The organism is Nocardia sp. NPDC087230 (assembly GCF_044744725.1).
GTDB lineage: Bacteria > Actinomycetota > Actinomycetes > Mycobacteriales > Mycobacteriaceae > Nocardia > Nocardia canadensis.
The window spans coordinates 580,616-607,171 of sequence record NZ_JBIUYV010000002.1; the positions used below are offsets into that span (position 1 = coordinate 580,616).

Below are 26,556 nucleotides of genomic sequence, written 5' to 3' on the forward strand. Positions count from 1 at the left end.
AGAATCCGCGCTCTCATTGTGCCAGGCTGATAGATGGTGAACTGATTCACACAACGCAGTGGGGAGCACGACAGTGACCGAACTCGACCAGACCGCCGCGGCCGACGCCCAGGTGATCGCGGTACGCAATCCGGCAACCGGCGAGCAGACCGGCTCGGTGCCGATCGTGGCGCCGGACGAAGTGGCGGCCGCGGTCCGGGAACTACGCCTCTACCAGCCCGAATGGGAGGCCATCGGGCCCGAGGGCCGCAAGAAGTGGCTGCTGAAGATGCAGGACTGGCTCATCGACAACACCGAGCACCTGGCCGCGGTCCTGCAATCCGAGACCGCCAAGCCGCGCGTCGACGCGCTCATCGACCCGGCCTTCGCCGTTGACCTCCTCGGCTACTACGCGCGCCGGGCGGGCAAGTTCCTCGCCGACGAGCATCCCTCCCCGCACAGCCCGCTGGCCCGGGTGAAGTCGCTGACCGTCGCCTACCGGCCGTACCCGGTCGTCGGGGTGATCACGCCGTGGAACTTCCCGCTCGCGATGCCCGCGATCGACGTGTTCCCGGCGCTGGCCGCCGGTGCCGCGGTGATCCTCAAGCCGTCGGAGGTGACGCCGCTGTCGGCGGTCGAGCTGGCCCGCGGCTGGGCCGAGATCGGCGCGCCGCCGGTGTTCAAGGTGGTCACCGGCGCGGGCGCGACCGGCGCGGCTGTCGTCGAGAACGCCGACTACATCCAGTTCACCGGCTCCACGGCGACCGGCCGCAAGATCGCGGCCGCCTGCGCGGAGCGGATGGTGCCCTACAGCCTCGAGCTCGGCGGCAAGGACCCGGCCATCGTGCTGGCCGACGCCGACATCGACCGCGCCGCGCACGGCATCGCCTTCGGCGGCATGTTCAACGCCGGACAGGTCTGCATCTCGGTGGAGCGGGTCTACGTCGAGGCGCCGGTCTACGACGAGTTCGTCACCAAGCTGACCGCCGCCGTCGCCGCCCTGCGCCAGGGCGAGGACGGGCGGGAATCGAACAACGACGTGGGCGCGCTGGCCAACGAGAACCAGGTGCGGATCGTGCAGCGCCACGTCGACGAGGCGATCGCGGCGGGCGCGCGGGCGACCACCGGCGGCAAGCGCACCGGGGTCGGCACCTTCTTCGAGCCGACCGTGCTCGTCGACGTCGACCATTCGATGTCGTGCGTGGCCGAGGAGACCTTCGGCCCGACGCTGCCGGTGATGAAGGTGGCCGACGAGGCCGAGGCGATCCGGCTGGCCAACGATTCCAGCTACGGCCTGTCGGCGTCGGTGTGGACCGGTGACAAGGCGCGCGGTGAACGCGTGGCACGGCAGCTGAACGCGGGCGCGGTCAATATCAACGACGTGTTCTCGAACCTGTTCAACCCGGCGATGCCGATGGGCGGCTGGGGTCTGTCCGGTGTCGGCGCGCGCTGGGGCGGGGCGGCGGGAGTGCGCAAGTACTGCCGCGCGCAGGCGATGACCAAGCCGAAGCTGCCGACCATGAGCAAAGAGCTGTTCTGGTACCCGTACGACATGAACAAGCTCGTCGTCATGGTGAGTGCGATGCGGGTCGCCGGTGCGCGCGGCCTGCGCCGGATCGACCTGCCCGCGGTGTGGCGACTCAAGAGCGGCAAATGAGCACGGCGGTCCGCGATCTCGTCGTCGTGATCACCGGCGGCGCCCGCGGCATCGGACTCGCCACGGCCACACGGCTGCGCGAGCACGGCGCGCGGGTGGCGATCGGTGACATCGACGAGGCGGCGGTGAAGGCGGCGGGCGATTTCGCGCTGTCGGGCGCCCTCGACGTGACCGATCCGGTCTCGTTCGAGGCCTTCCTCGACGAGGTGGAGCGCACCGTCGGCCCGATCGACGTGCTGATCAACAACGCGGGCATCATGCCGACGGGCCTGCTCGTCGACGAGCCCGACCGGGTGACCCGCCGGATTCTCGAGATCAACGTCTACGGCGTGATCCTCGGTTCCAAGCTGGGCCTGGCGCGGATGCTGCCGCGTGGGCGCGGGCACGTCATCAACATCGCCTCGCTGGCCGGCGAGACCCACATCCCCGGGCTGGCGACCTACAACGCCAGCAAGCACGCGGTGCTCGGCTTCACCGACACCCTGCGCGAGGAGTATCGCGGGTCGGGTCTGCGCTTCTCGGCGGTGCTGCCGACGCTGACGAAGACCGAGCTGGGCGCCGGGGTGCAGACCAACTGGTTGTTGCAGCCGGCCGAACCGGACCAGATCGCCGCGGCGATCGAGGGGTTGATCGGGTCGCCGCGGTCCAAGGTGCGGGTGTCGGCGTTCGCGGGGTATCTGTCCCGGTTCGTGAACCTGCTGCCCGAGGCGGTCGGCGACGCGCTCGGCCGGGCGCTGGGGTCGAGCACGGTCTTCCTCGGCGATGTCGACACGTCGGCGCGGCGGGCCTACGAGGAGCGTGCTCGCGAGAGCTGAGTGGCCGCCATCCGGCCGCCCGCGCACGGGTCGCGGCGGCCGGATTCCACACACCGAAACCTGTTTGTGACGAAACTCACTGCGCGCCAGGCTTTCCTGCGCGGACAGTGGTCAGCGGTCTGTTTTCCCGCTCACCGCGACCGCTCCGGCGCACGCCACAGCGCGCCGGTTCGTGTGAGTCCCGACGCATTTTCGCTGGTCAACCGCCCAGCAAACCCGCGCCGGCCGAGCACGGCCGGTCGATCGCACACAAATGACGTCTCAATGATGCAGCGCACCATGTCAGGCCATATGCTGTGCGATACCAACCTGGTGACTGTTTTGATCCACCTACGCGAACTTCCTTGCCCGTTTTGGCTGGAATTTCCCGACCGATTCTGATAGCAAGGTGCTATGGACCCGCATTTGCGCGATCTGCGGTATTTCGTCGCCGTCGCTGAGGAACTGCATTTCACCAACGCCGCTCAGCGGCTGCACATCGCTCAGCCGACGCTCTCACGCCAGATCCGCCAGCTCGAACGCCAGCTCGACGTGGTCCTGTTCGACCGCAACCAGCGCAGTGTCGCCCTGACCGTCGCCGGTAAGGAACTCCTCGAAGGCGCACGCAAGATCCTGGAGCTGTGGGAGGTGACCAACGTCTCCCTGCAGGAAGCCGGTGAAGTACTGCGCGTTGGCATCCAGTCCGCCCTCGGCCGCGGCCTGCTCAACGACCTGGAGAGCGCCAGCGGCCACCGCCTGGCCCTGCACGCCGCCTCCTGGAACGACCCGTCCAGTGGCCTGGCGGGCCGCCAGGCCGACCTGGCCCTGGTGTGGCTGCCGCTGCCCGACCCCAATCGCTACCGCTGGCAGGTGCTGCGCACCGAGCCACGCTGGGTGCTGCTGCCCGAGAACCACCCGCTCGCCGAGCAGGAGACGATCGAGTTCGCCGATCTGCTCGACGAGCCGTTCGTCGCCCTGCCGACCGAGGCGGGCGCGGTGCGTGACTTCTGGCTCGGCAACGACGCCCGCGGCGGCCGCGCCGCCAAGATCGGCGCCGAGGCGGCCACCCCCGAGGACAAGCTCGAGGCCGTGAGCCTGGGCCTGGGCGTGTGCCTGCTCGCGGAGAACAACGTGCCGATGTACCGCTGGCCCGGTCTGACCGCGCGTCCGGTCGCCGGACTCACCCCGTGCGAGCTGGCGGTGGCGTGGCGCGCCGACGACACCAGGCCCACCATCCTGGAATTCGCCGGTCGCGCCGTCGACGGCGGGTTCTCCGAACCGCAGCCGCAGCCGCAGCCGATCGCGGTCTAGTTCGACAGTTCCAGTTGGGCGGCGAGGCCGAGCAAGGTGGCCTCGCTGCCCGGCGGACCGGCCAGCTGCGCCGCGAGCGGGGTGTGCGCCTCGGGATGGGTGCCCATCGGCACCGACGCGGCGGGCCAGCCGACCAGATTCCAGATGCCGGTGAACGGCGCGTAGCGCACCGAGCCGAGGACATTCGCGGTCCAGCCGCGCCCACTCCACTGTTTGGCCTTGGGCGGCGGCGCCGCGAGCGTGGGGGTGATCACCACGTCGAAGTTCTCGAAGAAGTCGACCAGCCTCGCCTCGGTCCGGTCGACCTGGTCCGGGCGCACCAACCGCAGCCGCCGGATCAGCCTGCCCACCGCGAGATGCCGCTTCGTACGGCGTTGCAGCAGGTCGGGGTGCGGAAGCCGGGCGGCATCGCCCAGGCCGACGCTGGGCCAGCGCAGCAGCATCATCAGCGCCGCGTCGCCGTAGGGCAGCTCGACCGGTTCCACCAGGTGACCGGCCGCCGCCGCGCGCGCACCCGCCGTGCGCGCTGCCGCCGTCCAGTGTCGATCCACCCGGACCAGTCGCGACGGCGGAGCCACGGCAAGTCCGATGCGTAGTCGCTGAGGCGCGCGTAGCTCGGCCAGATCCGATCGGCCCGCCAGCACCGACAGCGCCAGCGCCGCGTCCGACACGGTCGTCGCGAGCACCCCGTTCTCGGCCATGCCGCCCCAGGAGTCGACGCCGATCTCGGCGGGCACCACCTGTCGACCCGGCTTGATCCCGAAGACACCGCACGCCGCGGCGGGCACCCGGATCGAACCGAGGCCGTCGTTGCCGTGCGCGATCGGCACGAGTCCGGCGGCGACCGCGGCGGCCGCCCCGCCCGAGGACCCACCGGCGGACCGGCCGACATCGCGCGGATTGCGGGTGACGGTCCCGTCCTCGTCGGTCGTCGCCCACAGCCCGAGTTCGGGCATCGCGGTCACCCCGACGACGATCGCGCCCGCGGCGCGCAGCCGGGCCACCACCGGATGATCGGCCGACGCCGGTTCCGCCGCGGTCGCGGCGGAACCGGTCCTGGTCGGCACCCCGGTGACCTCGATGTTCTGCTTCACCGCGACCGGCACGCCGGCCAACGGCAGCTCGTCCAGTTCGTCGCGGTCGGTCAGCTCACGCGCCTCCGCGAGTGCCTGTTCGGCGCGCACGACGGTGAACGCGTTGATCTTGCGATTCTCCGAGGAAATACGGGTCAGTGCCTCGGTCACCACGTCGGTGGGCGTGATCGTGCCCGCGCGTACCCGGGCAGCCAGCGCCGCAGCCGGGCCGCCGATGGGGTATTCGTCGGCGGGGGGGCGGGAAGAGTTCATCGCCACCTCAGCGTCCGTCACGCCGTCGTCGTCGACGGACTCCCATGCTACCGCTGTGAGGTCATCGTGCATGTGCGGATTCGCCCCCGTCGCATGGTCGTCGAAATTCGGGTGATCTGCTCTCGAGGCGCAAAGTATCATTCGGGTACGGCTCGGGGGCCGATGGTGTCGGGTGTGGCGGAAGGAATTTCGCTCCGATCCGCGCGAACCTTAGGTCGGTTTGGATGAGCGATAACACCGGAAGCGGTGACGGGCCCGACACGAGCGCCGGTCCGGCAACGAACGTGCGCGCGGACATGGTCGAGGCGTTCGCCGCGGCATGGGGATCGACCGGCCGGCCGCCCGACATCTCCGAGTTCCTGCCCGACGCGATGACCCTGCGCAGGCAGGCACTGCACGCGCTGATCCGCGTCGATCTGCGGCACCGGTGGCTGCAGCACGCCGGCGAGACCGTCGCTCGCAAGCGCCTGGCCGACTACTGCGCGGAGTTCCCCGAACTCGCGCGCACGACCCTGCCCGCCGGGCTGGTCTTCGAGGAATTCGTCATCCGCAGGCACAGCGGCGAACGCGTCGACCCCCGCGACTGCCTGCGCGAATATCCGGATCAGGCGCCGAGTCTGCGTGGTCTGCTCAACACCGATGAGCTCGAGCAGAGCACCCACCGCACCGACGATCCCGACCCGACGGTGAACCAACCGCCCGCGTCGCGTCGTACTACCCAGGTGACCACGCCCGAGCTCGATCTCACCGCGACAGCGACCGCTGCGGCCACCGCCGCGGCGACCGCCGACGCGTCGGGACCCGGCCGGTTCGAGCCGCTGGACCGGATCGAGATCGGCCAGCGGATCGGTGATTTCGAGCTGCTGACCGGGCTCGGTGCCGGCGCGTTCGCGCGGGTCTTCCTGGCCAGGCAGACCTCGATGCAGCGGCTGGTCGCGGTGAAGATCTCCGCCGACCGCGGCACCGAACCGCAGACCCTGGCCCAGCTCGACCACGACTACATCGTGCGCGTGTTCGACCAGCAGCTGCTCGACACCGACTCGGCGCCGTCCGCGGCCCGCCGCCTGCGGCTGCTCTACATGCAGTTCCTGCCCGGCGGCACGCTGCTCGGCCTGCTGCGCTGGGTCCGCGCGACCCCACCCGAGGAGCGCAGCGGCAAGCTGCTGCTCGACGCGGTGGACACGGCGATGGAGGAGAAGGGCGAGATCCGCCCCACCGACTCGAGCGTGCGCACCGAACTGGCCGACCTGACCTGGCCCGAGACCGTGGCCTGGCTGGGCAGGCGGCTGGCCGAAGCCCTCGACTACGCGGCCGCGCACGGCGTGCTGCACCGCGATGTCAAGCCCGCCAACGTCCTGCTCACCGCCGAGGGCGTGCCCAAGCTGGCCGACTTCAACATCAGCTTCAGCCGCACCGTCGCGGGCACCAGCCCGGTGTCGTATTTCGGCGGCTCGCTGTCTTACATGTCGCCCGAACAGCTCGAGGCCTGCCATCCCGGGCTCGGCCGCAGCGCCGCCGACCTCGACACCCGCGCCGACATCTACTCCCTCGGCGTCGTGCTCTGGGAACTGCTGACCGGCGCGAAGCCCTTCGACGACAGCACCGCCGAGGCCGCGGGCGGCGGCGACGAGACCACCCTCGAGGCCATGCTGGAACGCCGCACCGGCGGCGTCGACGCGGCCGCGCTGGACCGGGTGCCCGCGAACTGCCCGGCCGCCCTGCGCCGGGTCCTGCTGACCTGCCTGGAACCCGACCGCTCCCGCCGCTGGCCCGACGGCGCGGTGCTGGCCAAGCAGTTCGACCTGTGCCTGGACGAGCGTGCCCGCGACCTGGTCGACCCGCCGCCGAAGAGCTGGCGGATGATGCTGCGCCGGTTGCCGCTGCTGGTGATGGTGATCGCCATCGGCATCCCGAACGCGCTGGCGTCCTGGTACAACATCGTGCACAACCAGACGCTGGTGGTGAGCAGGCTCAGTGAGACCGCGCAGCAATCGTTCGTGGTGATCACCGCCGGGGTGAACCTCGTGTTCTTCCCCGCGGGCACCGTCCTGCTCATCTACCTGGCCCGATTCGTCCTGTCGGTGCCGCGGGGCATGCGCCACGGCAAGCGCTACGACCCGGCGACGCTACGCCGCACCAGACACGACACCCTGCGCCTGGGCGACCGCGCGGTGGTCGTCGCGTTCTCGCTGTGGGCCCTGTCCGGCATCACCTTCCCGATCGCCCTGCGCCTGGCCTCGGGCGATGTGCCCGCGCACGCGGTCATCCACTTCCTGGCCTCGCTGCTGGTCTGCGGTGCGATCGCGGTCGCCTACCCGTTCTTCCTGGTGACCTTCTACCTGGTCCGCTGCATCTACCCGATCTTCCTGCGGCACGGCGAGATCAGCACCGACGACGCCATCTGGCTGCGCGCGCTCAGCCGTCGGTGCACCTGGTACCTGGCGGTCGCCGCGTCGGTCCCCCTGCTGGCGGTGGCGGGCGTGACCTTCCTGCCGCCCACCGACATCACCCAGGTGATCGTGGCGGTCCGGGTGCTGTGCGTCGGCGGCATCGTCGCCTTCGTCGGCTCCTACCTGCTGTTCCGTCAGCTCGAGGCCGACCTGGCCGCGCTGGAGCGGGTCGTGAGCTGACCGCCGGGATGAACCCTGCGGATGCCCGCGGCCGTACCACCCGTAGTGAGCTCCACACGCACGACCGAGGCGACCCGGCCCGCGCTCGAGACCGCGTACCCGGCCGACCGACGTGGGCTCGACCGGATCGAGGTCGGCGCGCGGATCGGTGACTTCGAGCTGCTCACCGAGCTCGGCACGGGCGCGTTCGCCCGCGTCTTCCTGGCCCGGCAGCGATCGATGCAGCGGCTGGTCGCGGTGAAGATCTCCGCCGACGCGGGCACCGAGCCACAGACGCTGGCCCAGCTCGACCACGACTACATCGTGCGCGTGTTCGACCAGCAGATTCTCGACGATCCCACCGACGGCTCGCCCCGGCTGCGCATGCTCTACATGCAGTTCCTGCCCGGCGGCACCCTGCTCGACGTGCTGCGCTGGGTCCGCGCGACGCCACCCGCCCAGCGCACGAGCGCCCTGCTGCTCGACGCGGTCGACGCCGCCATGAAGGAGAAGGGCGAGATCCGCCCGACCGACTCGGCCGTGCGCACCGAGATCGCCGGCCTGAGCTGGCCGGAAACGGTCGCCTGGCTGGGCAGCCGGTTGGCGTCGGCCTTGCGGCACGCCTCGGCCAACGGCGTCCTGCACCGCGACGTGAAACCGGCGAATGTGCTGCTCACCGCCGAGGGCGTGCCCAAACTCGCCGACTTCAACATCAGCTTCAGCCGCTCGACCGACACCAGTCCGGTCTCGTATTTCGGCGGCTCACTGGCCTACATGTCGCCGGAACAGCTCGAGGCGTGCCATCCCGGCTACGACCGCACCGCCGCCGACCTCGACACCCGCGCCGACATCTACTCCCTCGGCGTGCTGCTGTGGGAACTGCTCACCGGCGCCAAACCCTTCGACGACACCACCGTCCCCGACGACGACCTACGCCCGGAGATCGCCTTGGACGCCGCCCTGGAGCGCCGGGCCGGAGGCGCCACCGCGGCGGCCGTCGACCAGGTCCCCGCCGACTGCCCCGCCGCCCTGCGCCGCATCCTGCTGACCTGCCTGTCCCCCGACCGCGCCGAGCGGTGGGCCGACGGTGCGATCCTGGCCGCCCAATTCGACCTGTGCCTGGATCAGCACGCGCGCGGCCTCGTCGACCCGCCACCGAACAGCTGGCGAATCCGACTGCGGCCGTTCCTGTTTCCCCTCCTGGCGCTGTCGATCGCGATCCCGAACGTGCTGGCCGCCTACTACCAGCGACAGCTGAACACGACCCTGATCCACAGCAGGCTCGACCCCGCCACCCGCGCCACTCAGCGCGACGTCGCCGACCTCACCAACCTGATCTTCTTCTCGGCGGGCGGCGCCACGCTGATCTATCTGGGGCGCCGACTGCTGACCATCCCGCACCGGCTGCGCACCGGACGGCACTGTCCGCCCCGGGCTCTCGAACTGGCCAGACAGGACTGTCTGCGACTCGGCCATCTGGCCATCGCGGTGGTGTTCGTGCTGTGGGTCGCGGCGGGGGTGATCTACGCGATCACCATCGGTGTCGCGGACGGCGACCTGCCGGTCCGCACCGCGGTGCACCTGCTGCTGGTGTCCGCGATCTGCGCCGCCGTGGCGATGACGTACCCGTTCTTCCTGATCACGCTGTACCTGCTGCGCTGCGTCTATCCGATGTTCCTGCACCACGGCCAGGACTTCCGCGACGACGGCGGCTCGCTGACGGCACTGGCCGCCCGGTGCCGTCGGTACCTGGTGGTCGCGGCGTCGATTCCGCTGCTGGTCGTCGCCAGCGCGACATTCCTGCCGGTCCCGGATCTGCTGACCACGCTCACCCCGCTGCGCACGATCTGCGTGGGCGGGATGATCGGTTTCGTCGGCTCCTATGTGCTGTTCCGGATCATCGAATCCGATATCCGCGCGCTGCTGCGGGTGACCGGGTCCGGCTACCCCCGCGCGGGTCCGCCGAGATCGCGATGAACCACCCGACGGTCGCGTCCGTACCCCCGGCGTGAGCTCCACACGCACCGTCGAGGCGACCCGACCCGCGCTCGACCGCACCGGCGCGGCGCATCCGACCGATCGGCGCGGACTCGACCGGATCGCGGTCGGCACCAGGATCGGCGATTTCGACCTGCTCACCGAGCTCGGGTCCGGCGCGTTCGCTCGCGTCTTCCTGGCCCGGCAGCGATCGATGCAGCGGCTGGTCGCGGTGAAGATCTCCGCCGACACCGGCAGCGAGCCACAGACGCTGGCCCAGCTCGACCACGACTACATCGTGCGCGTGTTCGACCAGCAGGTGCTCGACGCGCCCGCTGACGGCTCACCGCGATTGCGGCTGCTGTACATGCAGTTCCTGCCCGGCGGCACCCTGCTCGGGGTGCTGCGCTGGGTCCGCGCGACCCCGCCGGCCGAGCGCACGAGCGCCCTGCTGCTCGACGCCGTCGACACGGCGATGGAGGAGAAGGGCGAGATCCGCCCCACCGACTCGGCCGTGCGCACCGAGATCGCCGGCCTGAGCTGGCCGGAAACGGTCGCCTGGCTGGGCGGCAGGCTGGCCGCCGCCCTGCGACACGCGACGGGCAACGGCGTCCTGCACCGCGACGTGAAGCCGGCCAACGTCCTGCTCACCGCCGAGGGCATCCCCAAACTCGCCGACTTCAACATCAGCTTCAGTCGCTCGACCGACACCGACCCGGTGTCCTACTTCGGCGGCTCACTGGCCTACATGTCCCCCGAACAGCTCGAAGCCTGCCACCCCGGCTACCACCGCACCGCCGCCGACCTCGACACCCGCGCCGACATCTACTCCCTCGGCGTGCTGCTGTGGGAACTGCTCACCGGCGCCAAACCCTTCGACGACACCACCGTCCCGCTCGACGAGCTGCGCCCGGAGATCGCCCTGGACGCCGCCCTGGAACGTCGCGACGACGGCATCACCGCCGCCGCGCTCGCGCAGGTGCCCGCCGACTGCCCCGCCGCGCTGCGCCGGGTCCTGCTGACCTGCCTGGCCGCCGACCGCGCGGATCGCTGGCCCGACGGCGGTGTCCTCGCCGCGCAGTTCGACCTCTGTCTGGACCCGCGCGCCCGCGACCTCGTCGACCCGCCGCCGACCTGCCTGCGCGCCCGGCTGCGCCCGTACCTGTTTCCCATCCTGGCGCTGTCGATCGCGCTCCCCAACCTGCTGGCCGCGCTCTACAACGCCCGGCTGAACACCGCGCTGATCGTCGACCGGCTCGACCCCGGCACCAGGTCGACCCTGCTGACGGTCGCGGGCGTGACGAACGTGCTCTTCTTCTCGATGGGCGCCGTGACGCTGATCTACCTGGCCCGGCGGCTGTTGATCGTGCCCCGGCGATTACGGGCGGGCCTGCGGTGCTCGCCGGGCGCGCTCGACCGCGCCCGGCGCGACTGCCTGCGATTCGGCAATCAGGCCGTCGCGGTGGCGGTCGTTCTGTGGCTGTCGGCGGCCGTCGTCTTCGCCGTCACGATCGCGCTGACGGGCAACGGCCTGACCGTGCGCACGGCGGTGCACTTCCTCATCGCGGCGGCGATCAGCGCGGCCATCGCGATGACCTACCCGTTCTTCCTGATCACGCTCTATCTCACGCGCTGCGTCTACCCGCTGTTCGTGCACCACGGACAGGACTTCCGCGCCGACGGCGCGGCGCTGACGGGGCTGGTCGGGCACTGTCACCGCTATCTCATGACGGCCGCGTCGATTCCCCTGCTCGCGATCGCGAGCGCGACCTTCCTGCCGATACCGGATCTGTTGTCGACCACCACCCTGCTCCGCGCCATCTGTGTGGGCGGGGCGTTGGGCTTCGCCGGTTGCTACGCGCTGTTCCGCGCCATCGAGGGCGATATCCGCGCGCTGCTGCGGGTGGTCGGCACCCGGCCTCAGCCCGCCTGACGGCTCAACTCCTCCCACTTCGCGAGTTCGGCCGTGCGGGCCGCGCCGAGGTCGGCGACCATGTCGAAGGCCGCGTCGCCCAGGACGATCCGCTTCGGCGGCGCGTCCATGTCCACCAGGCGGATGACGACGGCCGCGGCCGCGCCCGGGTCGGCGTCCTTCGACTCGCTCCACATCTCCTCGAGCCAGGCGCGGACCGGGGCGTAGGCCGGGTGCTGGTCGGTCATGGTGAGCCCGGTGGTGAACAGACCGGTCTCGTAGCCGCCGGGCTGAACGATGGTGACGGCGATGCCGAACCGTTCCACCTCCATGGCCAGCGCCTCGCTCATCGCGTCGAGGGCCGCCTTGCCCGCGCTGTAGACGCCGGTCGCCGCGAAGCCGCCCGCCGACCCCATCGAGGACACCTGGAGGATGTGGCCGGACCCCTGCTCGCGCAGCAGCGGCACCACGGCCTGGCTCACCCACAACGCGCCGAAGAAGTTGACGTCCAGATGGTCGCGGGCCTGCTGCTCGGTGAGTTCCTCGAGCATGCCGAGCACCACGCCGCCCGCGTTGTTGACGACCACGTCGAGCCGGCCGAACGCGTCGAACGCCCGCCGCACGCCGGCGAAGACGGCCGCGCGATCGGCGACGTCGAGCGCGAAGGTGACCAGTCGCCCGTCGGCGGCGGCGACCAGGTCGGCCAGCGGCGTGACATCACGGGCGACGCCGACGACCCGATCACCGGCGGCGAGGGCGGCCTCGGCGAAGGCCCGGCCGAGTCCTCGCGACGCGCCGGTGATGAACCAGGTGCGGGCTTCGTTGTCTGCGCGGGTCATGCGAGCCTCCTTCAAGTGCGACGAGACGGTTCGTCTCGCTTATGACGACAAGGATGGGCCCTGATCGTGCGATTGTCAAGACGGAACGTCTCGTTTTATTTCAGGCTAGACTCGCGCCCATGGCACGAACCCCGGACAGCGCCCGCCGCAGCGAACGGTCCCGGTCGGCGATCCTGACCGCGACCCGCGAACTCGTCGGCGAGACCGCCTACGCGAAGCTGACCATCGAGGCCATCGCCGCGCGCGCCGGGGTCGGCAAGCAGACGATCTACCGGTGGTGGCCGTCCAAGGGCGCGGTGGTCTTCGACGCCCTGCTCGCGCAGAGCGAGAACCCCGACGGCGGCGGCGTCGAGCTGCCGGATACCGGTGACATCGCGGCCGACCTGAAGACCGTGCTGCGCGCGACGGTCGCCGAATTCGCCGATCCCGCGTTCGACGCGCCGATCCGCGCCGTGCTCACCGAGGTCATCAACGATCCCACGCTGGCCGCGCTCTATCGCGAGAAACTGGAACAGCCGGTGCACGCGGCCAAGGTCCGGCGGCTGGCCGCGGCGCAGCGCGCCGGACAACTGCGGGCCGACGCCGACCTGGATCTGGTGGTCGACCTGCTCTACGGACCGATCACCCAGCGCTGGCTGCCGCGCTCCGGCACGCTGGACGCGTCCTTCGCCGATGCCCTGGTCGAGACGGTCCTGCGCGCCTTCGCGCCGGTGGACTAGGAGTAGACCTTCGGGTCCAGCGTGCCGATGAAGGGCAGGTCGCGATAGCGCTCGGCGTAGTCGAGGCCGTAACCGACGACGAACTCGTTCGGGATGTCGAAGCCCACGTGGGCGACGTCGACCGGGGTGCGCAGCGCGTCGGGCTTGCGCAGCAGGGTCACCACTTCCAGCGAGGCCGGGTTGCGGGTGGACAGGTTGCGCTTGAGCCAGGACAGGGTCAGACCGGAGTCGATGATGTCCTCGACGATCAGCACGTTGCGGCCCGCGATGTCCTTGTCCAGGTCCTTCATGATGCGCACGACGCCCGAGGACGAGGTGGACGAGCCGTAGGACGAGACGGCCATGAACTCGAGCTGGGTGGGGATCGGCAGTGCCCTGGCGAAGTCGGTCATGAAGAAGATCGCGCCCTTGAGCACGCAGACCAGCAGGAGGTCGCCCTCGGGGGAATCCGGCGGGTATCGCTTCGCGACGATCTCGGCCAGTTCTTCGATCTTGGCTTTGATCTCGTCTTCGGTGATCAGCACCGATGCGATGTCGTCTCCGTACACGGAAGTGGGTTTCCCTTCAGTGGTGTCGATCCCGACCGGGCCGATCCATTATGTGGCATCGTTTCGCGGCTGCGCGCGTACCGTCAGCGTGCCATGCGCGCGCGCCACGACCAACCTGTGGTCCCTGCTGCCGCCGGCCACCGCCACCCCGCCCTGGCCGCGCCAGTTGCTCACGAGTTCGTCGATCGCTTGTAAATGAGCGTTCAGCACGCCGCCGATGCCCTGTTCGGCGAGCCAGGCCCGGATCGCGCGGCGCCGCAGCGCGGGGGCGGCAGTGGCCAGGATCTCGATCGACAGTGCCGGTCGATCAGTGTCGCCGGGGCCACCCTCGGGCACGATCGCCGCGCGCAGCAGGTCGGCGGTGAGCACGTCGAGCACCTCGCCGTCGGCCCGCAGCTGGTCGGCCGTGCGCGCCAAGGCCTGCGCCACCCCGCCGCCGAGTACCTCCTCGAGCAGCGGAAGGATTTCGGTGCGCACCCGCACCCGGGTGTAGGCCGGATCGAGGTTGTGCGGGTCTTCCCACGGCTCGATGCCGAGATCGGCGCACATCTGCCGCGTCCGCGCCCGCCGCACCGCCAGCAACGGCCGCCCCCACGGTGCGTTCCAGGCCGCCATGCCCTGGATCGAACGACCGCCCGACCCGCGAGCCAACCCGAGCAGGACGGTCTCGGCCTGATCGTCGAGGGTGTGCCCGAGCAGCACCGGCCGCTCCCCGCGCACCGACTCCAGGGCCGCGTACCTGGCCGCCCGCGCCGCCGCCTCGACCCCACCGTCGCGCCCGACCTCGACCGCGAGCACCTCGGCGTCCACACACCCCAATGCCCGCGCCTGCTCGGCCGCCCGTGCGGCCACCTCCCCCGACCCGTCCTGCAACCGGTGATCCACCACGACCGCCGTCACGTCCCCCGCCTCGACGACAGCGGCCGCGACCAACGCCAGCGAATCGGCGCCGCCGGAGAGCCCGACCACCACCGGCATCGGCCCACCCCGCGCCGCGACCCAGTCCCGCACGCCCCGCCGCACGGCCAGCACCGCGGCAGTCTCCGGAAGCCGCCGCCGGCCCGTCATCGAGCACCGCGAGAGCGGCCGACCCCAGGCCGCCCCACCACGGCACCACGCTGAGTCCGCTCCCCACCCGCGAACAGCCGCCGATTCGGCAACGGCCTGACAGCCCCGGGCATGATCCCCATGCACGCAGGCTACCCAGCCACCCGGCGCAACAGACCATCGCGAGCACCTGGGTGACGCGCCGGGGACGGGCGAACCCGCTCACGGCGGCACCATCGGCCGCCGACGAAACCCCGGTGGCGGACCGGAAATCCTGGAGCGGCGGTTACAGCACGCGAGCGATCCAGCGGCCCGGATCGTCCACCTCGTCCAGACGGGGCAGCGTCTCCGCGTTCGTCCACACCGTGTTGAACTCCGTGACGCCCACCCGCTCGACCACCGCGTCGACGAACTTCTTCCCGCGCACGTACTGGGCGACCTTCGCGTCCACCCCGAGCAGCGCGCGCAGCAGCCGCTGCACCGGGTTGGTCGGCTTCTTCCGGCGCTGGTCGAAGGCGCGGCGGATATCGGCGACGGTCGGGACGACGGCGGGTCCGACAGCGTCCATGACGTGATCGGCGTGGCCTTCGAGCAGCGTGCCGAGCATGAGCAGCCGGTCCAGCGCCTCGCGCTGCGGCGGGGCCTGCGCGGCGCGCAGCAGGCCGACGACGCCACGGCTGTTGGGGTCGTCGGCGGTGTCGCCGTTGCGCCGCTGGCGCACCTCGGCGAGCAGCCTGCTCAGCATCTCGCTCATCGGCTCCTCACCGACCTCGCTGAGGATGTCGACATTGGCGCGCATGTAGTCGGCCAGCCACGGCGCCGAGGAGAACTGCACCCGGTGGGTCACCTCGTGCAGGCAGACCCAGAGCCGGAAGTCGGCCGGGTCGACGCCGAGCGCCCGCTCCACGCCGAGGATATTGGGCGCGACCAGCAGCAGCGTGCCGTCCTCCCCGGTGAACGGGTCGTACTGGCCGAGGATCGCCGTCGACAGGAACGCCAGCATGGTCCCGGCCTGCAACCCCGCCGGTTTGCCGACGAGCTTGCCGGTGGTCGAGACGGCCTCGGTGCCGGTGAGCACGGCCATCGAATCGGCGGCGGCGGCGATCCAGCCGGGCCGATCGACGATCCTGGCCTCCGGCACCGGCCGGTCGTCGAGCAGTCCGCTGACCTCACGCACCGGCCCTTCGGCCCGCACCGACGCGGTGGCCAGCTCGGCGACGACCTGTTCGGCGGTCTGCCGGGAGGTGCGCGGTCCGGCGGGCGCGAGCACGGCGCCGGTGCGGGCGGCGAGCCGCCAGTCCACCGCACCGCTGAATCCGGAGGTCGTGCGCCCGGTCTTGTCCTCGGTCATCGCCACCCGCTCTCAGGAGCATCCGCAGTTGCGCAGGGCACCGGCCACCGCGTCGAGGGCGGGCCTGCTGACCTCCGGCAACCGATCATTGGACATCAGCGCGAAGGTCAGTACCCGGCCGTCGCGGTCGAGCACATATCCGACCAACGCGCTGGCGACACTCAGAGTTCCGGTCTTGGCCCGCACCCAGCCCGCGCCCTGGCGGTTCTGGGTGACGAAGCGCGGCGCCAGCGTCCCGGTACCGCCCGCGACCGGCAGGTCGTCCAGCAGCGGCGCGAGAGCCGCTGCGCGCGGGTCGTTCTCGGGCTTGGCCTGCGTTCCGGCCGGTGCCACGGCGGCGTCGCCGGTGGGCTCGGCGGCGGTGGCGATGATGGCGTCGAGCAGCCGCGGCGGCACCCGGTCGTCGACGGACAGCCCGCTGTTGTCGGCCAGATGCAGTCCGGCGATGTCGAATCCGGCGTTGGTCAGCGCCGCGGTGGTGGCGGCGACGGCCCCGGCGAAGGACGCCTCGTGCCCGGTCGCGACCGCCAGTTCCCGCCCGATCGTCTCGGCGAGCACATTGTCGGAGTGGATCATCATGTCGTGCAACCGGACTCGCAGCGGGGCCGATTCCACCTTGGCGATCTCGGCGCCGTTCTGCGCGGCCGGACCGACCCGCACCGCGGCGGGGTCGACGCCGAGTTCGGCGGCCAGCGCGCGTCCGGCGTCGAGCGCGGGAGTAGAGGTGCGCGGCGAGTAGTCGGCCGACGGATCGAACCGCCCGCCGTCGAGCATGATCGGCTCGATCGGGGTGATCGAGCCCTCGGGGATATCGACCGGGTCCCAGCCCGAGGCCATCGTCGGCCCGCGATAGGCGGAGGTGTCGACGACGATCGCGCTGACCTGCCTGCCGGTCGCCTTGATCCGCGCGGCCAGCTCGGCGATCCGGGCGCCGTCGGTGTAGTAGCCGCCGTCGGCCCTGGTAGTCAGGGTCGGATCGCCGCCGCCGACGAGCACCAGCTCCCCCGGCGCACCGGCGAGGACCCTGGTCGCCACCCGCTGATCGTCGGGCAGCGTGAGCAGCGCGGCCGCGACCAGCATGACCTTCGCCGTCGAGGACGGGATCATCGCCTTGGTCGGATCCTGGCTCCACAGCACCGCGCCGCTGGTCGGGTCGGTCACCTGACCGGCGAAGCTGCCCAGGTCGGGGCTGCCGACGACCGGCGCGAGCGCGGCGGCGATCCCGGCGGACGTCGGCGCGGGCGCATCCGACTTGGCCGGGGTGACCTCGGCGACGGGCTGATCGGTGGACGGCGGCGGGGCCACGGTGAGCCCGCCGTGGCGGAACTCGGGAGTCCACGGGCGCGCGATGGCGACGAACCCGCCCGCGATCACCAGCAGGGCGACCACCACCGCCGATACCCAGATCCACGTGGACTTGCGTCGGCGCTGCGCCGTCGCTCCCGGATTATTCTCGCTCGGACCGATCACGACCGTCGTCTCTCCCTCAACGCCGCCCGACACGCCTCGACTGCGCGCTGAGCCGCCTGCCGCACCGGTGTACCAGCACACCACACTATCCTCGTTGCGCAACGGTTCCCCAGAACGATCTGGCGATTCGGCAGAGAAGCACTCGAACGAGCAAGGAGATGGCGTGGAGTTCGACGTCACCATCGAGATCCCCAAGGGCTCTCGGAACAAGTACGAGGTCGATCACGAGAGCGGCCGGGTCAAGCTCGACCGGTACCTGTACACCTCCATGGGCTACCCGGCCGACTACGGCTTCATCGAGAACACCCTCGGCGAGGACGGCGATCCGCTGGACGCGCTGGTGCTGCTGCCCGAGTCGGTCTTCCCCGGCGTGATCGTGGAAGCCCGTCCGATCGGCGTGTACCGCATGACCGACGAAGCCGGCGGCGACGACAAGGTGCTGTGCGTGCCCGCGGGCGACCCGCGCTGGGACCACATCCAGGAGCTGGGCGACGTCTCGGAGTTCGAGCTGTCGGCGATCAAGCACTTCTTCGAGCGCTACAAGGACCTGGAGCCGGGCAAGTTCGTCCAGGGTTCGGAGTGGCTGGGCCGCGCCGAGGCCGAGAAGGTCATCGACGAGTCCTTCACCCGCCTGAAGGAAGCCGGCCACTGAGCTGACGGTGCACGAAGAACGGGATGTCCGGAGCAGTTCGGACATCCCGTTCTCGTTGTCCCGGTCCGGGCCGCCGACCCCCCGGCGACGACGCGGCTCGCTGTCGCGACAACCGGGTACATAGGGCAATCTATCGCGTGAACACTTGTGTTCGCCAGTGCCTCACGAATATTCGCGCCCCGTGATGACGCCGCTATGACGCGGCGATGATGTCCCGGCGGGCACGCAGCGCGGCGAGATGATCGTGCAGCAGCGCCATCACCGGCGCCTCCAGTTCGGCGTCGAGCCGTTCGTGGGTCAGCTGCGGATCCTGCATCGTCTCGAACGACTCCGCCGCGGCGGTGAAGGACTCCTCCGCCTCGCCCGGTTTCCCGGTGGCCTGTTTGATCAGCCCCTGGAGCACCAGCACTCTGGCCCTGGTCAGCGGCCCGATCGCACGGGTGAGCACCTGGATCGCCTCGTCGACGACGGGTTCGGCGTCGGCGGCCCGGCCTGCCATCAGCAGCACGTGCGCCAGCCGTGACAGCGCCCAGCCCAGCCGCAGTTCGATCCCGCCGGCCCGGCCGAGCGCGACCGCCTCCTCGCACAGCCGCACCCCCTCGGCCGTCTCCCCCTGATAGACCAGGGTGACCCCGAGTTCGTGCGTCGCCATCACCTCGAGCGACCGGTTGCCCAGCTCGGCGGCCAGCGCCCGCGCGGTGACCGCGCGCTCCCTGGCCGCCGGGAAATCGCCCGCGTCGGAGTAGGTCTTCACCTCGTGGACCAGGCACGCGCACTCGATCGCCCGGTCGCCGACCCGGCGGGCCAGCCGGATCGCCCGCGCCGAATGGGCCAGCGGCGCGGCCGTTTCGGTGCCGCGCCGGGTCGAGGACGACAGCAGCTGCGCGGCGAACGCGGTGAGCCGGGCATCGCTGATGGTGCCGCGATCCAGCGACAGCGCGATGCGCTGATGGTCGCGCCCCTGCCGCAGCGCGCCGAGCGAATAGGCGAACAGCGCGCCGAGGGCGACCCGCACCCGACATTCCACCGAGCGGTCACCCGCGCACAACGCGGCGTCGAGCAGTTCCTCCAGCGCCCGTGCGACCTCGATGCAGTTCGCGCCGCCGTCGATGAGTTCGGCGGTGGCCCAGGCGATATCGGCGGCCGGGGCCAGCACCGGGCCACCGGCTTGCGCGCACTGGCGATAGAGCGAGACCAGGTTGTGCCGCTGTCCGGCCAGCCACGCCTGGGCCGCGTGCTCGTCGGCGAACCGGACGCCCGGCGCGGCGGTCGGGCGCAGGTGCTCGGGCAGCCGGGTGCCCGGATTACAGACGGCGACAGCCTGTTTCACAGTGGCGAGGTAGAAGTCGAGCAGCCTGCGCAGCGCGGTCAGCGGCGGGTCGGCGGCACCGGTGACCGGCAGTTCCCTGGCGAACAGGCGCAGCAGGTCGTGATAGGTGTAGCGGCCGGGCGCGGTGGTCTCGAGCAGGTTCAGGTCGACCAGGTCCTCGCACACCTGCTCGGCCTCGGCGACCTCGATCCCGAGGATCGCGGCGGCGCCCTCGGTGCAGATCTCCCCGACCTCGGGCACCGCCAGCATCCGGAACGCGCGCGCGTGACCGGTGTCGAGCTGGTCGTAGCTGATCCGGAAGGCCAGCTCGACGGCGAGTTCGCCGGTGCGCAGGACACTGAGCCGCTGCGCGGTGTCGCGCAACCGCTCGGCCACGATCCGCACCGTCCAGGCCGGGCGCGCGGCCAGCCGGGCACCGACGATGCGGACCGCGAGCGGCAGGCCACCGCAGGCGCCGAGCACCGCGGCGACCGCCTCGGGTTCGGCCGCGATCCGGTCGCGGCCCGCGATCCCGGCGAGCAGGCTGTGCGCCTCGGTGTCGGTGAGCACGTCGAGGCGCACCGCGGTGGTGCCCGGTAGCTCGGGCAGCGCCGAACGGCTGGTGACCAGCACCGCCGAGCCGGGGGTACCGGGAATCAGCGGCGCGACCTGGTCGACCGAGCGGGCGTTGTCGAGGACGACCAGCACCCGTTTCCCGGCCAGCCGGCTGCGGAACTGGGCCGCGCGCTCGGCGGCGCCCGCGGCGAGTTCACCCTCCGGCACACCGAGCACGCGCAGGAAGTCGCCGAGGGTGTCGGCGGCGGTGGCGCCGCCGGCGTGATCGGCGGCGAAGCCGTGCAGGTCGACGTGCAGCTGCCCGTCGGGGAATCGCTCGCGCACCCGGTGCGCCACGTGCACGGCCAGTGCGCTCTTGCCGATCCCGCCCATCCCGCCGATCGCGCAGACCGGCACCCCGGTCCCCGTCGCGGTGAGCCGCGCGGCGAGCAGGTCGACCACCTCGGCGCGGCCGGTGAAGTCGACGACGTCGGCGGGCAACTGCGCGACCCGCTGCGGCGCCCGCGGCCGGACCTGCGCGGCAGGCTCGCGCGGCGTGCTCAGCTCACCGGCCAGGATGCACCGGTGCAAATCGGCGAGTTCGCGCCCTGGTTCGATGCCGAGCTGGTCGACGAGTTCGCGGCGGGTGTCGGCGTAGACGCGCAGCGCCTCGGCCTGGCGACCGGCGTGGTAGAGCGCCGTCATCAGCAGCGCGCGGGGCCGTTCGCGCAGCGGGTGCTCGGCGCACAACGGGGTGAGGTCGGCGACGGCCTCGGCATAGCGGCCCCGGCGCAGGTCGAGTTCGGCACGCTGTTCCAGCAGGACGAGCCTGCGGTCGGCGAGGTGGGCGCGCTGCCGCTCGGCGAAGGGGCCGGGCAGTCCGGCCAGCGGGGTGCCGGTCCAGAACCGCAAGGCGGCGTCGACGGTGTCGCCCGCGGTCTGGGGGTCGGAGTGCGGGGTGAGCATCAAGTCGTCGACCTGTTCGATGTCGACGCAGCCCACCGGCACCCGCAGCGCGTAGCCGCCGCCGAGCGCGACCAGCACCTGCGGCGGCTCCCCCGCCACGCGCCCTGGTTCGAGGACCCGGCGCAAATGCAGGATGTGATTGCGCAGCGCGCCCACGGCGCTGGCGGTGGGGTTCTCGCCCCAGACGTCGTCGATCAGTTCGTCGACGGTGGCCGAGCGGCCGGTGCGCAGCAGCAGGGCGGCCAGCAGAGCGCGCTGCTGCCGGGAGCCGAGGTCGAGCTCGATCCCAGCGCGCCAGGCACGGATCTCACCGAGCACGGCGAACGTCAGCATGCGCGGCCAATCTCTCTCACTGGGGGAACTCAGACCGACAATCTAGCCGAACACCGAGAAGGGGCACCCGGCGTCGCCGGATGCCCCTGGGTCGGACGATCAGGTAGCTCAGTACCAGATGTAGAGGTCCCAGCCGTCCCAGTTCTCGGTGCACTCCCAGTAGTAGCCGCCGGTGTAGGACGACTCGCCGTCGGCGCGACAGGCGGCGAGGGTGGCGTAGGTGCCGTAGTAGGTGCCGTAAGGGCCGGCGGCGGCGTTGCCCGCGGCGACCGTCGACACCCCGGCGACGGTCGCGGCAGCCAGCAGTCCGGCGGCGATGGTGGTTTTGATGCGCATGTCGTTCGCTCCTCTGCGTTCGTTTTCGACGAGATGAACGTTATGGGCGCGCAGCCGCCGAAACAGCCACCCCTAGGGGGACTTCCGCCCCCACCATGGGCGTTTCACCTTCCCCACCCCTGGGTTGGTAGTGCTGGCACCACCTCGGATTCGGGCGCGCGCGGCATGGGCGCGGCGGGCTGGTCTTCCTACGCTCGAAACAGTCAGGCAGGCACCGTCTCAGCAGGAGGAAAGCGCAGCTCATGACCCTATTTCGCAGCAGGTCCCGCCGCATCGTCGCCGCGGGAGCGTGCGCCGTCGCGCTGCTCGCCGTGCCCGCGTGTGGTGGCGAGAGCGCGCCGCCGACGGCGCCGGGGCCCGAGGTGCGACAGGCCCTCGAAACCCTGGTGCGGGCGGGCTTCCCCGGCGCCCAGGCCGTGATCACCACCCCGGCGGGCGAACGTACCGTCACCGCGGGCGTCGGCGACATCGCCTCCGGCGCGCCGATTCCCGACGGAGCCTTCGTCCGGATCGGCAGCAATACCAAGAGCTTCGTCGCGACCGTGCTGCTGCAGCTGGTCGCCGAGGGCAAGGTCGAGCTGGACGCGCCCGTCGAGCGCTATCTGCCCGGGGTCGTGCACGGCAACGGCAACGACGGGGATCGCGTCACCGTGCGTCAGCTGCTCCAGCACACCAGCGGCCTGCCCGAGTATCTGGCCAGCGGCGATCCCAGCAAGCCCACCGACCCCGGCTCCCCGCAGCTCGACATCGCTACCGAAGCCGCGCGGCGACAGCATCACAGCCCCGCCGACCTGGTGCGCATCGCGATGACGATGCCGCCGCAGTACGAGCCGGGTGCCCGCGCCGTGTACACCAACACCAACTATGTGCTCCTCGGCATGCTGATCGAGCAGGTCACCGGCCGTCCGGCGGCCGCCGAGATCGCGACCAGGATCATCGAACCGCTCGGCTTGCGCGACACCTACACGCCCGCGTCCGGCGACACCGGCCTGCGCTCCCCGCACTCGCGCGGCTATCAGGACATCGACGGCACTCGAGTCGATTTCACCGAACTCGATCCCTCCTGGGCCGACACCGCGGGCGATATGATCTCGACCGGCGCCGACCTCAATCGCTTCTTCGCCGCCCTGCTGAACGGCAAGCTGCTGGCTCCCGCCCAGCTCGACGAGATGCGCCGCACCGTGCCCTTCGATCGGATGCCCACGGCCGGTTACGGTTTGGGCCTGATCCAGCGCACCGCGTCCTGCGGGGAACAGGTGAGCGGGCACGGTGGCAGCATCCCCGGCTTCGGAACCCACACCGGCACGACCGCCGACGGCGTCGCGGTCACCCTCACGGTGAACCAGCTGCCCGGCAGCGAGGAACAGGCGAAACTCGTCGACCAGGCCTTCGACGCGATCGTGTGCGCGGCATGAAGCGCCTGACGACGGCCGCGCTCACCGCCGCCACCGTTCTCGGATTACTCACCGCCGCACCGGCTTCGGCCGACCCGCTCGACTCCTTCCGCCGGCAGACGCTGTCCTGGCGATCCTGCGAGGACCCCCGCCTCGACCCGGCGGGCGCGCAGTGCGCCGATGTCACCGTGCCGGTGGACTATTCGGCGCCGGAGGGCGAGACGATGACCGTGGCCATCTCCCGCCTGCCCGCCACCGATCCGGCGCGCCGCCACGGCGTGCTGCTGTCCAACCCGGGCGGCCCGGGTGGCCCCGGCCTGGGCTACCCGATCGACCTGAGCGCCGGGATGACACCCGAGGTCCGTGCCCGCTACGACCTGATCGGCATGGACCCGCGCGGCATCGGCCGCTCCGCCGCGGTGAATTGCCGCTGGCAGGAGGGGTTCTGGATCCAGTCCGCCGGACTCGACGCGGGCGACTTCGCCGCGAGCACCGCCCGCCAGGCCGGGCTGGCCGCCCAGTGCGCGGCGAACGAGGGTCCCCGCCTGCGCCACATCACCACCCGCAATACCGCGCGCGACATGGACCTCATCCGCTCGGTGCTCGGCGAGGACCGGATCAGCTATTTCGGCGCCTCCTACGGCACCTACCTCGGCGCGGTGTTCTCTCAGCTCTTCCCCGACCGCGCCGACCGCTTCGTCCTCGACAGCGCCGTCGACCCCGAGCACTACGGCGCGTCGGAAATGCTGCGCGCCATGGGTCCGGTCAACGAGGCCGCCTTCGACCTGTGGGCGGACTGGACCGCGGCGCGCGACGGCGAATACCGTTTCGGCACAGATCGTTCCGCCGTGCGCGAGTCGGTGCAGGCGATGGTGCGCCGGGCGAAGGAGCGGCCGATCCGGATCGGCGAATTCACCGTCGACCAGCACAGCCTGCCGACGCTGCTGTTCGCCGAACTCGACGATCCACGCAAGTATCCGCTGCTGGCCGCGCAACTGCGTCAGCTCGCCGACGCCGCCGACGGCGTCACGGTGATACCGGAACCGGGGCTGGCCGCCTCGCTGTCGTTCATGCTGACGGCCCAGCCGCGCGACCTCTCCACGGCCACCGCCGTGCTCTGCGGCGACGCGGAAGTGCCGCGCGATCCAGACTGGTACCGGCGCAATATCGAGGCGAGCCGGGCCGAGCAGCCACTGTTCGGCGCGTTCGCGAACAACATCACGCCGTGCGCGTTCTGGGCGCCGCCGGTCGAGCCGACCACGGTGATCGACAACGCAGTGCCGAGTCTGATCGTGCAGTCCACCGGCGATACGCGCACCACCTTCGCGGGCGCTCAGGTCATGCACCGGGCACTGCGCGGCTCACGGCTGGTGACCCTGCCGGACGTGCCGATCCACTGGATCTACGGCAACTACCCGAACGGCTGTGTCAGCGCTGCCGTCAACACCTACCTGCTGGACGGGACTCTGCCCGGCACCAACCTGACCTGCCGCGACGAGGCCGGGTCGCCGTCGGAGCGGCCCGGGTCCGGCGCGGTGCGGTGACGCGCGTTCACGGCCGACCGGGACGAGCGTTGAGATAGGCGAGCACCGCGAGCACCCGCCGGTGGCCGGACTCGTCGGCGGCCAGGCCGAGCTTGGCGAAGATGCTGCGAATGTGTTTGAGCACAGCGCCTTCGGTGACGACGAGTCCGGCGGCGATGGCGGAGTTGTCCTGGCCCTCCGCCATCAGCGCGAGTACTTCCCGTTCCCTGGCCGTCAGCGTCGACAGCGGATCGTCGACGCGGCGACGCACCAGCAGCTGCGCGATCACCTCCGGGTCCATCGCGGTGCCGCCAGCGGCGACCCGGTGCAGCGAATCCAGGAACCGGTCGACCTTGCCGACCCGCTCCTTGAGCAGATAGCCCACCCCGCCCGCGCCGTCGCCGAGCAGTTCGGCGGCGTAGCTGTCCTCGACATAGGCCGACAGGACGAGCACCGGCAGCCCGGGGTGCACGGTCCTGGCCCGCACGGCGGCGCGCAGGCCGTCGTCGGTGAAGGTCGGCGGGAGCCGCACGTCGACCACCACCGCGTCCGGGCGGTCGGCGGTGACCACGGTGAGGAAATCGTCGGCATTGTCGACGGCGGCGACCACCTCGATCCCGGCGGTCTTCAACAGCAGGACCAGGCCTTCTCGCAGGAGGGCGTCGTCCTCGGCGATCACGACCCGCACGGCAACTCCACGCGCACCAGCGTAGGCCCACCGGCGGGGCTGGTCAGCGTCATCCGGCCGTCGAGGGCCTCGGCCCTGCGCCGGATGCCGGCCAGGCCACCGCCCTCGGTCACCGTCGCCCCGCCGACGCCGTCGTCGCGGATCGCCACGATCAGCAGTTGCGGCGGTCCGCCCAGTTCGATCGACAGCGTCGCGGCCCCCGAGTGCTTGGTGGCGTTGGTGACGGCCTCGGCGATGACGAAGTAGGCCGCCGCCTCCACCGCCATCGGCCGTCGCGTGATCCCGTTCAGCTCCACCACACACGGGATCGGGCTGCGCGCGGCCAGCGCGGAGACGGCACTGGCCAGGCCGCGATCGGAGAGCACCGGCGGGTAGACGCTGCGGACCACGTCCCGCAGTTCGGCCAGCGCCGCCGACGCGGTGTCCTGGGCGGTGCGCACCATCCGGTCCGCCGCGTCGGGGTCGCGCCCGCGCAATTGCTCGGCGAGCCCGAGCTGCATGATCACCGCCGCGATCCTGGCCTGGGCGCCGTCGTGCAGGTCGCGTTCGATGCGGCGCAGTTCGGCGCCGTGCGCGTCGAGGGCGGCGGCCCTGGTCGCGGTGAGTTCGGCGACCCGGTCGGCCAGCAGGGCGTGCTCGTCCGGCGCCAGCAGCGCTCGCGCGAGCTTCGCCTGCGCCGTCGCCGCCTCGGGCGAGCGCAGGGCGAGGGCGCCGAACACCAGACCGATCAGCACGCTCAGGGCCGCCGTGGGCCAGGAAACGACGACCAGCCCGTTGCTGCCGGGCAACCCGTCCACCCCCGCCCACCAGAGCAGGGGGAGCACCAGATGCTGCACCGCGCTCAACGGCAGGGCCACCGCCAGCGCGGCCAGCGGTAGCCCGATCACGCCGTGCAGCACCAGCCAGGCGAGGTCGCGGCGGTTCGCCGGGTCGGCGGCCAGGGTCGCGAGCTGTTCGCGCAGGTCACCGGTCAGCGGCCGGTAGGCCGAGGTGATCGGGGTGCCGAGGCGGTGCCCCGCCCTGCGCCGTTCCAGGGTGAGCAGGGGGCGGATCAATCTCACCGCCTCCGGCAGCGCCGGGATCCCGATCCCGATCAGGCTCATGGCGGCGACGACGGCCAGCGCGGCCAGCGCGAACAGCGCGGCGAGCCCGGTCGCCCCGCCGATCAGCAGATAGCCGACAGCGGCGGGCAGCAGGCGTACCCGCCGCGCCGCCGCGCCGCTGTCGGTTCGATTCATCCC

The 26,556-nt window shown here is 71.4% G+C and carries 20 protein-coding genes; 10 read left to right on the forward strand and 10 right to left on the reverse strand.

Going from position 1 to position 26,556, the window contains the following annotated elements; translation table 11 throughout:
• Positions 1 to 73 precede the first annotated feature (73 nt).
• The 3 genes from ACIO52_RS08990 to ACIO52_RS09000 all read left to right on the forward strand — a co-directional run bounded on the left by ACIO52_RS08990 (position 74) and on the right by ACIO52_RS09000 (position 3,741).
• On the forward strand, positions 74 to 1,636 hold the full coding sequence (locus ACIO52_RS08990; protein ID WP_218720741.1) for an aldehyde dehydrogenase family protein: 1,563 nt from the start codon (positions 74 to 76) through the stop codon (positions 1,634 to 1,636).
• A complete protein-coding gene (locus ACIO52_RS08995) occupies positions 1,633 to 2,451 on the forward strand; it encodes an SDR family oxidoreductase (protein WP_342801402.1) in 819 nt (272 codons plus the stop codon). The genes ACIO52_RS08990 and ACIO52_RS08995 overlap by 4 nt, the downstream gene beginning before the upstream one ends.
• Before the next feature lie 393 nt (positions 2,452 to 2,844).
• Complete coding sequence (locus ACIO52_RS09000; protein ID WP_218720739.1) at positions 2,845 to 3,741, forward strand: LysR family transcriptional regulator; 897 nt, start codon at positions 2,845 to 2,847, stop codon at positions 3,739 to 3,741.
• Here ACIO52_RS09000 and ACIO52_RS09005 read toward each other — a convergent pair.
• The gene (locus ACIO52_RS09005) at positions 3,738 to 5,087 is read right to left on the reverse strand and encodes an amidase (RefSeq protein ID WP_218720738.1); all 1,350 of its coding nucleotides are present in this window, start codon (positions 5,085 to 5,087) and stop codon (positions 3,738 to 3,740) included. The genes ACIO52_RS09000 and ACIO52_RS09005 overlap by 4 nt on opposite strands.
• Positions 5,088 to 5,311: 224 nt before the next feature.
• Here ACIO52_RS09005 and ACIO52_RS09010 point away from each other — a divergent pair, with 224 nt between their 5' ends.
• The 3 genes from ACIO52_RS09010 to ACIO52_RS09020 are packed head-to-tail and all read left to right on the forward strand — an operon-like array spanning position 5,312 to position 11,606.
• The gene (locus tag ACIO52_RS09010) at positions 5,312 to 7,717 is read left to right on the forward strand and encodes a serine/threonine-protein kinase (protein ID WP_218720737.1); all 2,406 of its coding nucleotides are present in this window, start codon (positions 5,312 to 5,314) and stop codon (positions 7,715 to 7,717) included.
• Between the two features lie 45 nt (positions 7,718 to 7,762).
• Positions 7,763 to 9,673 (forward strand): serine/threonine-protein kinase, encoded by a 1,911-nt coding sequence (locus tag ACIO52_RS09015; RefSeq protein WP_308248610.1) that lies wholly within the window; start codon positions 7,763 to 7,765, stop codon positions 9,671 to 9,673.
• A 31-nt stretch (positions 9,674 to 9,704) separates the two neighbouring features.
• Entirely contained in the window at positions 9,705 to 11,606 is a 1,902-nt protein-coding gene (locus ACIO52_RS09020; RefSeq protein ID WP_402642789.1) for a protein kinase, read from the forward strand.
• On the opposite strand, the gene ACIO52_RS09025 is transcribed toward ACIO52_RS09020, so the two are convergent.
• Entirely contained in the window at positions 11,594 to 12,424 is an 831-nt protein-coding gene (locus ACIO52_RS09025; RefSeq protein WP_316573363.1) for an SDR family NAD(P)-dependent oxidoreductase, read from the reverse strand. The genes ACIO52_RS09020 and ACIO52_RS09025 overlap by 13 nt on opposite strands.
• Positions 12,425 to 12,543: 119 nt before the next feature.
• Here ACIO52_RS09025 and ACIO52_RS09030 point away from each other — a divergent pair, with 119 nt between their 5' ends.
• Positions 12,544 to 13,143 (forward strand): TetR/AcrR family transcriptional regulator, encoded by a 600-nt coding sequence (locus ACIO52_RS09030; protein ID WP_316573362.1) that lies wholly within the window; start codon positions 12,544 to 12,546, stop codon positions 13,141 to 13,143.
• Here ACIO52_RS09030 and hpt read toward each other — a convergent pair.
• From hpt to dacB, 4 genes are all read right to left on the reverse strand, one after another.
• Positions 13,140 to 13,691 (reverse strand): hypoxanthine phosphoribosyltransferase, encoded by a 552-nt coding sequence (gene hpt, locus ACIO52_RS09035; protein WP_218720732.1) that lies wholly within the window; start codon positions 13,689 to 13,691, stop codon positions 13,140 to 13,142. The genes ACIO52_RS09030 and hpt overlap by 4 nt on opposite strands.
• Before the next feature lie 48 nt (positions 13,692 to 13,739).
• Entirely contained in the window at positions 13,740 to 14,759 is a 1,020-nt protein-coding gene (tilS, locus tag ACIO52_RS09040; protein WP_402642795.1) for a tRNA lysidine(34) synthetase TilS, read from the reverse strand.
• Between the two features lie 265 nt (positions 14,760 to 15,024).
• On the reverse strand, positions 15,025 to 16,089 hold the full coding sequence (locus ACIO52_RS09045) for a zinc-dependent metalloprotease (RefSeq protein WP_218720730.1): 1,065 nt from the start codon (positions 16,087 to 16,089) through the stop codon (positions 15,025 to 15,027).
• 12 nt (positions 16,090 to 16,101) lie between these two features.
• Entirely contained in the window at positions 16,102 to 17,559 is a 1,458-nt protein-coding gene (dacB, locus tag ACIO52_RS09050) for a D-alanyl-D-alanine carboxypeptidase/D-alanyl-D-alanine-endopeptidase (protein ID WP_402642799.1), read from the reverse strand.
• A gap of 163 nt (positions 17,560 to 17,722) precedes the next feature.
• Here dacB and ACIO52_RS09055 point away from each other — a divergent pair, with 163 nt between their 5' ends.
• Positions 17,723 to 18,211: an inorganic diphosphatase gene (locus ACIO52_RS09055; protein ID WP_218720728.1), complete on the forward strand. Its 489-nt coding sequence runs from the start codon at positions 17,723 to 17,725 to the stop codon at positions 18,209 to 18,211.
• Between the two features lie 193 nt (positions 18,212 to 18,404).
• Here ACIO52_RS09055 and ACIO52_RS09060 read toward each other — a convergent pair whose 3' ends face one another.
• Positions 18,405 to 21,374 carry a BTAD domain-containing putative transcriptional regulator gene (locus ACIO52_RS09060; RefSeq protein ID WP_402642803.1) on the reverse strand — a complete coding sequence of 990 codons (2,970 nt, stop codon included), beginning with the start codon at positions 21,372 to 21,374 and terminating at the stop codon, positions 18,405 to 18,407.
• 108 nt (positions 21,375 to 21,482) lie between these two features.
• Complete coding sequence (locus ACIO52_RS09065; RefSeq protein WP_218720726.1) at positions 21,483 to 21,710, reverse strand: hypothetical protein; 228 nt, start codon at positions 21,708 to 21,710, stop codon at positions 21,483 to 21,485.
• 242 nt (positions 21,711 to 21,952) lie between these two features.
• Between ACIO52_RS09065 and ACIO52_RS09070 the strand changes: the two genes are divergently transcribed.
• Positions 21,953 to 23,125, forward strand: a complete 1,173-nt coding sequence (locus ACIO52_RS09070; RefSeq protein WP_342801408.1) for a serine hydrolase domain-containing protein — start codon at positions 21,953 to 21,955, stop codon at positions 23,123 to 23,125.
• A complete protein-coding gene (locus ACIO52_RS09075; RefSeq protein WP_402642807.1) occupies positions 23,122 to 24,648 on the forward strand; it encodes an alpha/beta hydrolase in 1,527 nt (508 codons plus the stop codon). Before ACIO52_RS09070 ends, ACIO52_RS09075 begins: the two co-directional genes overlap by 4 nt.
• A gap of 7 nt (positions 24,649 to 24,655) precedes the next feature.
• On the opposite strand, the gene ACIO52_RS09080 is transcribed toward ACIO52_RS09075, so the two are convergent.
• Both ACIO52_RS09080 and ACIO52_RS09085 read right to left on the reverse strand, forming a co-directional pair.
• A complete protein-coding gene (locus ACIO52_RS09080) occupies positions 24,656 to 25,315 on the reverse strand; it encodes a response regulator (protein WP_402642810.1) in 660 nt (219 codons plus the stop codon).
• A complete protein-coding gene (locus ACIO52_RS09085) occupies positions 25,303 to 26,553 on the reverse strand; it encodes a sensor histidine kinase (protein ID WP_218720722.1) in 1,251 nt (416 codons plus the stop codon). Before ACIO52_RS09085 ends, ACIO52_RS09080 begins: the two co-directional genes overlap by 13 nt.
• Positions 26,554 to 26,556 lie beyond the last annotated feature (3 nt).

Bases quoted from the DNA above. Each gene is read 5' to 3' on its own strand.
- ACIO52_RS08995 (WP_342801402.1), top strand. From the start codon at position 1,633: ATGAGCACGGCGGTCCGCGATCTCGTCGTCGTGATCACCGGCGGCGCC.
- ACIO52_RS09000 (WP_218720739.1), top strand. From the start codon at position 2,845: ATGGACCCGCATTTGCGCGATCTGCGGTATTTCGTCGCCGTCGCTGAG.
- ACIO52_RS09005 (WP_218720738.1), bottom strand. From the start codon at position 5,087: ATGAACTCTTCCCGCCCCCCCGCCGACGAATACCCCATCGGCGGCCCG.
- ACIO52_RS09010 (WP_218720737.1), top strand. From the start codon at position 5,312: ATGAGCGATAACACCGGAAGCGGTGACGGGCCCGACACGAGCGCCGGT.
- ACIO52_RS09025 (WP_316573363.1), bottom strand. From the start codon at position 12,424: ATGACCCGCGCAGACAACGAAGCCCGCACCTGGTTCATCACCGGCGCG.
- ACIO52_RS09030 (WP_316573362.1), top strand. From the start codon at position 12,544: ATGGCACGAACCCCGGACAGCGCCCGCCGCAGCGAACGGTCCCGGTCG.
- tilS (WP_402642795.1), bottom strand. From the start codon at position 14,759: ATGACGGGCCGGCGGCGGCTTCCGGAGACTGCCGCGGTGCTGGCCGTG.
- ACIO52_RS09045 (WP_218720730.1), bottom strand. From the start codon at position 16,089: ATGACCGAGGACAAGACCGGGCGCACGACCTCCGGATTCAGCGGTGCG.
- ACIO52_RS09060 (WP_402642803.1), bottom strand. From the start codon at position 21,374: ATGCTGACGTTCGCCGTGCTCGGTGAGATCCGTGCCTGGCGCGCTGGG.
- ACIO52_RS09065 (WP_218720726.1), bottom strand. From the start codon at position 21,710: ATGCGCATCAAAACCACCATCGCCGCCGGACTGCTGGCTGCCGCGACC.
- ACIO52_RS09070 (WP_342801408.1), top strand. From the start codon at position 21,953: ATGACCCTATTTCGCAGCAGGTCCCGCCGCATCGTCGCCGCGGGAGCG.
- ACIO52_RS09075 (WP_402642807.1), top strand. From the start codon at position 23,122: ATGAAGCGCCTGACGACGGCCGCGCTCACCGCCGCCACCGTTCTCGGA.
- ACIO52_RS09085 (WP_218720722.1), bottom strand. From the start codon at position 26,553: ATGAATCGAACCGACAGCGGCGCGGCGGCGCGGCGGGTACGCCTGCTG.